This is a genomic window from Alteriqipengyuania sp. (assembly GCF_964222115.1).
Classification (GTDB): domain Bacteria; phylum Pseudomonadota; class Alphaproteobacteria; order Sphingomonadales; family Sphingomonadaceae; genus Alteriqipengyuania.
The window spans coordinates 1-9,481 of sequence record NZ_CAXQBM010000007.1; the positions used below are offsets into that span (position 1 = coordinate 1).

The 9,481-nt window shown below is 63.0% G+C and carries 9 protein-coding genes; 8 read left to right on the forward strand and 1 reads right to left on the reverse strand.

Annotation, left to right across the window (positions count from 1 at the left end):
* The first annotated feature begins 13 nt into the window (after positions 1-13).
* From ACEQXE_RS00575 to ACEQXE_RS00610, 8 genes are all read left to right on the forward strand, one after another.
* On the forward strand, positions 14-1,255 hold the full coding sequence (locus ACEQXE_RS00575) for a lipoprotein-releasing ABC transporter permease subunit (protein WP_370176954.1): 1,242 nt from the start codon (positions 14-16) through the stop codon (positions 1,253-1,255).
* Complete coding sequence (locus ACEQXE_RS00580) at positions 1,248-1,934, forward strand: ABC transporter ATP-binding protein (RefSeq protein ID WP_370176947.1); 687 nt, start codon at positions 1,248-1,250, stop codon at positions 1,932-1,934. Before ACEQXE_RS00575 ends, ACEQXE_RS00580 begins: the two co-directional genes overlap by 8 nt.
* Positions 1,935-1,990: 56 nt before the next feature.
* Entirely contained in the window at positions 1,991-2,263 is a 273-nt protein-coding gene (locus tag ACEQXE_RS00585) for a hypothetical protein (RefSeq protein WP_370176948.1), read from the forward strand.
* A gap of 52 nt (positions 2,264-2,315) precedes the next feature.
* Positions 2,316-2,651, forward strand: coding sequence for a hypothetical protein (locus ACEQXE_RS00590; protein ID WP_370176949.1), 336 nt, complete (start codon positions 2,316-2,318; stop codon positions 2,649-2,651).
* Between the two features lie 90 nt (positions 2,652-2,741).
* Entirely contained in the window at positions 2,742-6,212 is a 3,471-nt protein-coding gene (gene dnaE, locus ACEQXE_RS00595; protein WP_370176955.1) for a DNA polymerase III subunit alpha, read from the forward strand.
* A gap of 75 nt (positions 6,213-6,287) precedes the next feature.
* A complete protein-coding gene (locus ACEQXE_RS00600; RefSeq protein WP_370176950.1) occupies positions 6,288-8,027 on the forward strand; it encodes a long-chain fatty acid--CoA ligase in 1,740 nt (579 codons plus the stop codon).
* Positions 8,028-8,033: 6 nt separating this feature from the next.
* Positions 8,034-8,240, forward strand: a complete 207-nt coding sequence (locus ACEQXE_RS00605) for a hypothetical protein (RefSeq protein WP_370176951.1) — start codon at positions 8,034-8,036, stop codon at positions 8,238-8,240.
* 4 nt (positions 8,241-8,244) lie between these two features.
* Positions 8,245-8,676 carry a DUF1330 domain-containing protein gene (locus ACEQXE_RS00610; protein ID WP_370176952.1) on the forward strand — a complete coding sequence of 144 codons (432 nt, stop codon included), beginning with the start codon at positions 8,245-8,247 and terminating at the stop codon, positions 8,674-8,676.
* 157 nt (positions 8,677-8,833) lie between these two features.
* Here the strand turns inward: ACEQXE_RS00610 and ACEQXE_RS00615 are convergent, their stop codons facing one another.
* Positions 8,834-9,328: a YbjN domain-containing protein gene (locus ACEQXE_RS00615; RefSeq protein WP_370176953.1), complete on the reverse strand. Its 495-nt coding sequence runs from the start codon at positions 9,326-9,328 to the stop codon at positions 8,834-8,836.
* Positions 9,329-9,481: the final 153 nt, after the last annotated feature.

Consider the following 9,481-nt stretch of genomic DNA (forward strand, 5'->3'; position numbering starts at 1 on the left):
CCCAAGGGCCGCCTTGCTGCTTTCACCATTCGAACGGACCATCGCCAAGCGCTACCTGCTTCCGGGGAGGAGCGAGGCGTTTATCGCGCTGGTCGCGGGCATTTCCATCACCGTCGTCATGCTTTCCGTCGCCATGCTGGTGATCGTGATGAGCGTGATGAACGGTTTTCGCGCCGAGCTGCTCGACAAGATCGTCGGCCTGAACGGTCATGCCATCGTGCAGGCCTATGGCGGGCGGCTCGACAATTGGGAAAGCGTCCTCGAGGAAGTTCGCGCGTCGGATGGCGTGGTCGATGCATCGCCCCTGATCGACCAGCCGCTGCTCATCACCTTCAACGGTCGGGCCGAAGCGGTCGTCGTGCGTGGCAACACGCAGGATGATATCGCCGAACTGTCCGACAAGGTGGTGATGGGCGATATTGCCCGCCTGCAACCCGGGGCGGAGCAAGTCGCCATCGGCGCGCGCCTCGCCGAAAACATCGGTGCGAGCGTGGGCGACGTGATTACAGTGATCAATCCTGCCGGGAGATCGACCCCATTCGGCACCGTGCCACGACAAGTGGGGTACGAGATCGGTGCGATCTTCGAGGTGGGTCTGTACGACTATGACGGTGCATTCATCGTCATGCCGATCCCGCAGGCGCAGACCCTGCTGCTGACCGGCGACACCATCGGCATGATCGAAGTCACCACCGAAGATGCCGAGCGTGTGAACGAGATCATGACCCCGATTGCCGAACGCATGGCGGGGATCGCGATCGTGCGCACCTGGCAACAGATCAACTCTTCGATCTTCGAGGCATTGCAGGTGGAGCGGGTGGCGATGTTCTTCGCGTTGAGCTTCATGGTGCTGGTGGCCGCCTTCAACATTCTCTCCAGTCTCGTGATGCTGGTGCGCGCCAAGACGCGCGATATTGCGATCATGCGGACGATGGGGGCAGGGCGGCAGTCGATCCTCAAGATATTCGTCACCACCGGCTTCACAGTCGGCGCGATCGGAACGCTGGCGGGTCTGGCGCTTGGCGGGCTGGTGCTCACCTTCCGCCAGCCGATCGTCGAGTTCATCGGGCTGATCACGGGTCAGGAGCTTTGGAACCCCGAGGTACGGTTCCTCACCGAACTTCCGGCGCGTACCGACCCATGGGAGGTTTTCGGCATCGTCGCTCTGGCCCTGATCCTCAGCTTCCTCGCGACACTCTATCCGGCCCTCAAGGCCGCCAATACGGATCCCGTGCAGGTGCTTCGTTATGAATGAGGCAGGCATCCAACCGGTCGTCGAACTGCGCCGCGTCACCCGTAGTTTCGAACAGGGCGGGGTGCGGATCGACGTGCTGCGCGGCGTCGACCTGAAGGTGATGCCGGGAGAGATCGTTGCGCTGCTCGGGCCCTCGGGCTCGGGCAAGTCCACGATGCTCCAGGCGGTCGGCCTGCTGGAAGGCGGGTTCGGCGGAACCATCGTGATAGCGGGCGAAGCCGCGGAGAAGTCCGACAGCAAACAGCGTACCGCGCTGCGCCGCGAGCACCTCGGTTTCGTCTATCAGTTCCACCACCTGCTGCCCGATTTCAACGCGGTCGAGAACGTGGTGCTGCCGCAACTGGTTGGCGATACGCCGCGCGAGGAAGCTGAGGCGCGCGCGAAGGAACTGCTGACCGCGCTGGGGCTCGATCAAAGGCTGGAACACCGGCCCAGCCAGCTTTCGGGCGGGGAGCAGCAGCGCGTGGCCGTGGCCCGTGCGCTGGCGAACAAGCCCAAGCTGGTGCTGGCGGACGAGCCTACCGGCAATCTGGACGAGGCGACTTCGGAAAAGGTTCTGACCCAATTCCTCGATCTGGTGCGCGGGCAGGGCAGTGCAGCGCTGGTCGCCACGCATAACGAGCGACTGGCAGGCAAGATGGACCGCGTCGTTCGCCTGCACGACGGGGTGCTGGAGTAGGTTTGCAGGACCCGCCTTTTGTTTCCCGCGTTAAGTTGGAAAAGGAGGCATTTTTCATGAGCGATCACCCCACCACCTACAACGCGGAAGCCGCACAGGCCGGCATCGCGTGGGACGACCGGGCCGAGATTCATCGCAAGGACGATGGGCAGGGCCTGCTCGATGGCGCCAAGGGGCTGTACGACGGGACCTTTGCGGAGATGGTCAAGCTGATGATGGCGATGACGCCCGAAGAGCGCGCCGGCCACGTCATCCAGAAGCTGGGCGATCGGATGTACACCACCGGCGATGTCGAAGCGATTGCGGCGCGGCCCGATTATCCGGGCTGACCTTTCCCCGGGGTGCCGGTAGATTGGCACCCGCAAGGGAGGGGTGGGCACTATGCTCGAATCGATCAACGAATGGATTCTTGCGCTGGGCGCGCAGTACAACGTCAATCCGTATATTTTCGCCGCGATCTATGTGGGTGCGATACCCTTCTTCCTCGCCTCGATCGGCTGGCTGGTGAAGCGCGCGAGAGCGGGCCGGTCCACCGTGCTCCCGACAATGCTGGCCGGGTTCTTCTTCGTATCCGCCTATCTGTATCTCGCCATTTTCGGGCAGGATATCCCGCTATGGGTCTGGCTATTCCTCGCTGTGCTCGTCCTCTACGGTGCATGGTCGCAGATCCGGACGACACTCCGGAAAATCGCCGCTGCGCCTGGTGAAGAAAGCTGAGCCAGGACTGCTCGAAACAGTCCACCGCTTTTCCCCGCAAGCTTCGCCTCGCCTGCTTGATGCAGCCCGCGCGAACGCTAGCTTGGCATGATGGCCTTTGCCCCCTTTGTTCCCCTGCGCGTGCTCTCTGCCTACTCGATGCTCGAAGGAGCGATCGAGCCGAAGGCGATTGCCAAACTGGCGACCGAACGCGGTTTTCCCGCGATCGCGATGTGCGACCGCAACGGGCTGTACGGCAGCGTGCCTTTCGCCAAGGCGTGCCTGGAAAACGGCGTGCAGCCGATTGTCGGTGCGCTTCTTGGCGTGGCGCGACCCGGCAGTGAGGCGATCGATCACCTGCCGCTGTTCGTGCAGGACGAGGCGGGCTGGCTCAACCTGTGCAAGCTGGTGAGCGCGGCGCATCTCGAACGGCCGCTGGAACAGGTGCCGCACGTCCCGTTCGATGCGCTCGAAGGCCATACGGATGGCTTGATCGCGCTGACTGGGGCGAGCGAGGGTGCGGTGACACGGCTGCTCGCAGAAGAGCAGCAAGAGCACGCACAAAGGTACCTGGGCAGGCTTGAGGCGCTGTTCCCGGAGCGTTTGTATATCGAACTGGCGCGGCGTGGCGATCCCGTGGAGGTCGCAGCGGAGGAGGCACTGCTCGATCTTGCTTACGCCCGCGACCTGCCGCTGGTCGCGACCAACCCTGCCAATTTCGCGGAGCCTCATTTCCACAAGGCGCACGATGCCATGCTGTGCATCGCGAACAGCCGGAAGTTGTGGGAAGAAGATCGCCCGAAGAGTGCCAAGGCGTCTTACGTCAAATCGGCACCCATGATGCAGGAGCTGTTCGCGGACCTGCCCGAGGCGCTCGTGAACACGCTGACCATTGCGCGCCGCTGCGCCTTCGCTCCGCCCGAGCGTAGCCCGATCCTGCCCAGCCTTGCCGGCGACCTTGAGGGCGAAGCGCGCATGCTGGCCGAGGATGCGCGCAAGGGCCTCGACGCGCGACTGGCTCTTTACGAAGACCTCTCCGACGAGGAGCGCAAGACCTATTACGACCGTCTCGATTACGAGGTCGGCATCATCACCAATATGGGCTTTCCCGGTTACTTCCTGATCGTCGCCGACTTCATCAAGTGGGCGAAGGATCAGGGGATCCCAGTGGGGCCGGGCCGCGGCTCGGGCGCCGGTTCGCTGGTCGCATGGGCGTTGACCATCACCGATCTCGACCCGATCCGGCTTGGCCTGCTGTTCGAGCGCTTCCTCAATCCCGAACGCGTGTCGATGCCCGACTTCGACATCGACTTCTGTGAAACGCGGCGCGGCGAAGTGATCCGTTATGTCCAGGCCAAGTATGGGACGGACAAGGTCGCCCAGATCATCACCTTCGGCAAGATGAAGGCCCGCGCGGTGCTGCGCGATTGCGGGCGCATCCTCGACATGGGTTACAACCGCGTCGACCGGCTGTGCAAGATGGTGCCCAACCACCCGACCGACCCATGGAGCCTGCCGCGTGCGCTGAACGGCGCGGCCGAGTTCAAGGGCGAATATTCCAACGATAACGAGGTGCGCACCCTCGTCGACCTCGCGATGCAGTTGGAAGGCCTGCCGCGCAATTCCTCCACGCACGCCGCAGGCGTCGTGATCGGCGACCGGCCATTGGCCGAGCTCGTGCCGCTCTACCGCGATCCGCGTTCGGACATGCCGGTCACGCAGTTCGACATGAAAGTTGTCGAAGGCGCCGGGCTGGTGAAGTTCGACTTCCTCGGCCTGAAGACTCTCTCGGTCCTGCAAAAGGCGGTCGACCTGCTGGAGAAGCGCGGGATCGCATGCGATCTGGGCACGCTCGCGTGGGACGATGAAGCGGTCTACGACCTGATGCAGCGCGGCGACACGGTCGGCGTGTTCCAGCTGGAATCGGAAGGCATGCGGCGCACGCTGACTGCGGTGAAGCCGACCAAGTTCGAAGACATCATCGCACTCGTATCGCTCTACCGACCCGGCCCGATGGACAACATCCCGCTGTTCGGCAAGCGCAAGGCGGGTGCAGAGCCGATCGAGTATCCGCACCCCAAGCTGGAAGGCATCCTGAAGGAAACCTACGGGATCTTCGTCTACCAGGAACAGGTGATGCAGGCCGCGCAGATCCTCGCCGGATACTCGCTCGGCGATGCGGACCTGCTGCGCCACGCGATGGGCAAGAAGGTCCAGGCGGAAATGGACAAGCAGCGCGGGCGCTTTGTCGATGGCTGCAAGGAAGTGTCGGGGATCGAGGCGGACAAGGCCAACGAGCTGTTCGACTTGATCGACAAGTTCGCAGGCTACGGCTTCAACAAGTCGCACGCCGCCGCCTACGCACTGCTTGCGTACCAGACGGCATGGCTCAAGGCGCATTACCCCGAAGAATTCTACGCCGCTGCCATGTGCTTCGACATGGACCAGTCGGAAAAGCTGGCGGTGTTCGTGGACGATGCCCGCCGCAACGGGATCGAGGTGGCCGCGCCCGACATCAACCGCTCCGACGCGGAATTCACGGTGGAGCGGACGGACGAGGGTTACGCGGTCCGTTATGGCCTCGCGGGGCTGCGCAATGTGGGCGAAAAGGCGATGGACGCGGTTGCCGCCGAGCGGGAGGCGCATGGCTGGTTCGAAACGCTCGATGATTTCTTCACCCGCTTGCCAAAGGGGGCGATGAATTCGCGCCAGCTGGAAGCATTGATCGCTGCGGGCGCGTTCGACCATCTCGACCCCAATCGCGGCCAGCTGGCGGCGAATACCGACCTGCTGCTGGCAGTGGCCGATGCTGCGATCCGGGAGCGTAGCAGCGGGCAGGAAGGCCTGTTCGGCGGCGAGGAGAGCGCGAACGATCACATCCGCATGAAGGAAGCGGAGGATTGGTCGCGCGCCGAACGCATGGCGAAAGAGCGCGAGACCTTCGGTTTCTACTTCTCGGCCCATCCGATCGAGCAGTTCCGCGACGTTGCCAGCGCAAATGGTGCGCGCAGCTATGCCTCGCTTATGGACGGCAGCGCGCCTGCCGGGGAAAGCCGCAGCCGCGCCGTGATTGCGGCCATGGTCGAAGGCGCGAAGAAGGGCCAGACACGTCGGGGCAAGGATTTCATCCGGGCGGATTTCTCGGACAGTTCCGGCCAGTTTAGCGCGGCCTGCTTCGAAGAAAGCCTTGTCCCGCAATTTGTGAAGTGGGCGGAGGACAGCACTTGCATCCTCTTGACGGTCGAGCTGGATTCTCCGTCACCCGACGAGCCGCCGCGCGTCACCATCCGCGGCGCCCGACCGCTCGCCGCCGTTTCTGGCGGGCAGCGCATGCTGCTCACGCTCGATGTGGCGAGCGAAGCGGCACTGGGCGAGCTGGCGCTGGCACTCCAGCCCGGCCCGCCGGGCCATGGAGAGGTGCAGATTGCGCTCGATCTTGGCGTAGAGGAGCGGCCTGTGATGCGGTTGGGGCACGACTACAAGATCGACGGCGCGCTTGCCGATACTCTTGGCCGTATCGAGGGCCTGTCCAACATCACGCTGGTACCCAAAACCGGGCCGCAACTGCACCGCGCAGCTTAATTTCATTCTGAAACCCTTGCGGGCACGCCCCAATCTGCGCATTCTCCCTGCAAATTCATACCGAGGGGAGAGAGAATGCTCGGAGCGATGCAGGATTGGGATGTGGTGGTCACTCACGTGATTGACCACGCGGCCCGCGAAACACCGACGCGGGAGATCGTTACGCATTGGGCGGATGGCAGCGAGACGCGCACCGACTGGGCGGGGATCAAGCGCGACGCGCTGAAGATGGCGCAGGCGCTGGAAGCGCTGGGGATCAAGAAGGGCGACCGCGTTGCCAGCCTTGCGATGAACCATTCGCGTCACCTCGTCAGCTGGTACGGCGTCGCGGGGATGGGCGGCGTGCTCCACACGATCAACCCGCGCCTGTTCGAGGATCAGCTGGAATATATCGCCAACCACGCGGAAGACCGCGTGCTGATCTACGATGCTGCATTCCAGCCGATCGTCGACAAGATGAAGGCCAAGTGGACCACGATCGAGCACTATATTTGCTACGATCCGCCCGAGGGCAGCGACGTCACTGGATTCGAAGACTGGATCGGTGCGCAGGATGGCCAGTACGAATGGGCCAAGGTCAACGAACGCGATCCCTGCATGCTCTGCTACACCAGCGGGACGACGGGCAACCCGAAGGGCGTGCTGTACGAGCATCGCTCCACCGTGCTGCACGCGCTCGCCGCTATCCAGCCGCCTGCCTTCAATTTCGACGCATCTTCGGTCATGCTGCCGGTGGTGCCGATGTTCCATGCGGCAAGCTGGGGCCTGCCCTTCGCGGGCGGCATGGCAGGCATCAAGTTCGTCTTCTCCGCGATCAACGATCCCGGCGTGCTGTACGATTTGATGGAGCGCGAAGGCGTGACCGATAGTGCGGGCGTGCCGACCGTGTGGCTCGCCACGTTCCAGTATTGCGATGCGAACGACAAGCCGCTGCCGAAGTTGCGCGCTGCGACCATCGGCGGTTCGGCGGCGCCCAAGTTCATGATCAAGCGGCTGATGGAAGCGGGAATCCGCGTGCAGCACGCCTGGGGCATGACCGAAACCTCGCCCATCGGCACGCTGGGCGGGCCGACTTACGACTGGGATACGCTCACGCTCGACCAGAAGGTAGATCAGGCTGCGATGCAGGGGCGCCCGATCTTCGGCGTGGAACTGCGCACGGTCGATCTCGACGATCCGACCAAAACCCTGCCGCGCGACGGCGAAAGCTCGGGCGCGTTGCAGATCCGCGGCCCATGGGTCATCCGCCGCTATTTCAAGGCGGAGGAAGACGCGCTGACCGCCGATGGCTGGTTCGACACGGGCGATGTCGCGATCCTGCACCCCGATGGCACGATGCAGATCACCGACCGGACCAAGGACGTCATCAAGTCGGGCGGCGAATGGATCAGTTCGGTCGAGCTGGAGAACGCCGCTGCGGGCCATCCTGCGATTGCCGAGGCGGCTGCCATCGGCATGTTCCACCCCAAGTGGGACGAGCGCCCGGTGCTGTTCTGCATTCGCAAGGAAGGGCAGGATTGCACGGCTCAGGATGTGATCGACTACCTCAAGGATCATGTCGCCAAGTGGTGGCTGCCCGATGCGGTCGAATTCGTGGACGACATCCCGCACACCGCCACGGGCAAGATCAGCAAGAAGGACCTGCGCGATCGCTTTGCCGACTACAAGCTGCCCGATGCGCAGGAGCAAGCACCAGAACCTGCAATGGCAGAAGCTGCGCCGATGCCGGCAACCGAGGTCCAGAACGGCGATACTGCGGCGGAAGATGGCGGCAGGAAGCGCGGCATCTTCGGGCGCATGTTCGGCAAGGACTAGCGACCGATGAGCCTGCGTTACGCCTTCGCGATCTTCATCGGGCTGGGGCTCGCGGTCGCGGTGTTCCTGATCATGACACTGGTTCTCAGCGCGGTTCGCGGGGCGGATTTCCTGTCCCCCACGGTGCTGAGCATTCTGGGCGTCGGCTGCCTGTTGGTGGTCGCGCGACCGGCGTGGGCGATCAGCGGACAGATTATGAACCCTGGGAAATGACACCATGACGACGTTTATCGACCCGAGCCGCGAGAACTTCGAGGCTTTCAAGGCCCTGCCGCGCGACGAGCCGATCCAGATGCTCAACTTGCTGCTTTATCGAGAGCAGGCGCAGTATCCAGAAGGCCACGAACATGCGGGCAAGGGCTGGAGCGGGCGCCGCGCCTATGAGGAATATGGGAAAACCAGCGGGCCGATCTTCACACGCGTGGGCGGCAGCATCGTGTGGCGCGGCGCGTTCCAGACGATGGTGACCGGCCCGTCCGACCGGCAGTGGCACGATGGCTTCGTCGCGCAGTACCCGAACGGCAGCGCGTTCTTCGAGATGATCAAGGACGCCGATTACCAGCAGGCGGTGGTCAATCGCACTGCCGCTTTGATCGACAGCAGACTCATCCGCTTCAAACCGGGCGAGGGCGGGAATACGTTCGGCTGATTTGCATGACCTGACGCGCCGCCTGACACACCTGACACACTGTCTAAAGGGCAAAAACCCTCACCCGGGAAGCGCGAAAATTGCGGTGGATCGACATTATCAATGAGCGGACGCGAGCCTAGCGCGTCTGCTCCATGTAGGACAGCGTCCGAGGCACCTAGTTCAGGACGTAGTCGGGAAGCTTTGCGGCAGAATTCGCGAACAACCCGATATATTGTCGATAGTTTTCCATCGAGAGTCCGCCGTCGGCAATCACGTAAAATCGCACGCTGATCTGGCCGTTGGGGTCTAGATAGGCGCGCCCAAAGTTCTGGCGATAATTATATTCATTGATCCCTTCGCGCACCTGATCCGCGCTGACACTGGCGGGTGTGGAATAGGTCACGAGAATCGAGGTGCCGAGGCAGCCGGTGGATGTGGCCTGATCTTCGCACGCCATCAGAACCGCATCGGCGTTCAGCCCGTTCGAGAATTCGACGGTGATGTTGGGTTTGCCTTCCTGATCCGCCGTGTTGGCACCCAGCTGTGCCAGCGTGGCCTTGAGCGCGCTGAGGGTGAATACTTCCAGTTCGCGTTCTGGATCGAAGCTTTGCGCGTGTACCGTCGTGCTCGCCCCGATCGCCAGCAACGCTCCGAAAATTCCCACCTTCATCAAAATTCCCCCCGAAACGCCTACGCAAGTTCGCTCAAGATTCTACCGAGGGTGGGCGAGCGTGCAAGGCCCGTCATCACAATAACCGCATCTGCCCGTCTGTCATCGGCGGGCGGAATTGCGAGCAGTCGAGTTCGTACACCGGCTTTCCCA

Coding starts and splice junctions, on each gene's coding strand:
- ACEQXE_RS00580 (WP_370176947.1), top strand. CDS start 1,248: ATGAATGAGGCAGGCATCCAACCGGTCGTCGAACTGCGCCGCGTCACC.
- ACEQXE_RS00585 (WP_370176948.1), top strand. CDS start 1,991: ATGAGCGATCACCCCACCACCTACAACGCGGAAGCCGCACAGGCCGGC.
- ACEQXE_RS00590 (WP_370176949.1), top strand. CDS start 2,316: ATGCTCGAATCGATCAACGAATGGATTCTTGCGCTGGGCGCGCAGTAC.
- dnaE (WP_370176955.1), top strand. CDS start 2,742: ATGGCCTTTGCCCCCTTTGTTCCCCTGCGCGTGCTCTCTGCCTACTCG.
- ACEQXE_RS00600 (WP_370176950.1), top strand. CDS start 6,288: ATGCTCGGAGCGATGCAGGATTGGGATGTGGTGGTCACTCACGTGATT.
- ACEQXE_RS00605 (WP_370176951.1), top strand. CDS start 8,034: ATGAGCCTGCGTTACGCCTTCGCGATCTTCATCGGGCTGGGGCTCGCG.
- ACEQXE_RS00610 (WP_370176952.1), top strand. CDS start 8,245: ATGACGACGTTTATCGACCCGAGCCGCGAGAACTTCGAGGCTTTCAAG.
- ACEQXE_RS00615 (WP_370176953.1), bottom strand. CDS start 9,328: ATGAAGGTGGGAATTTTCGGAGCGTTGCTGGCGATCGGGGCGAGCACG.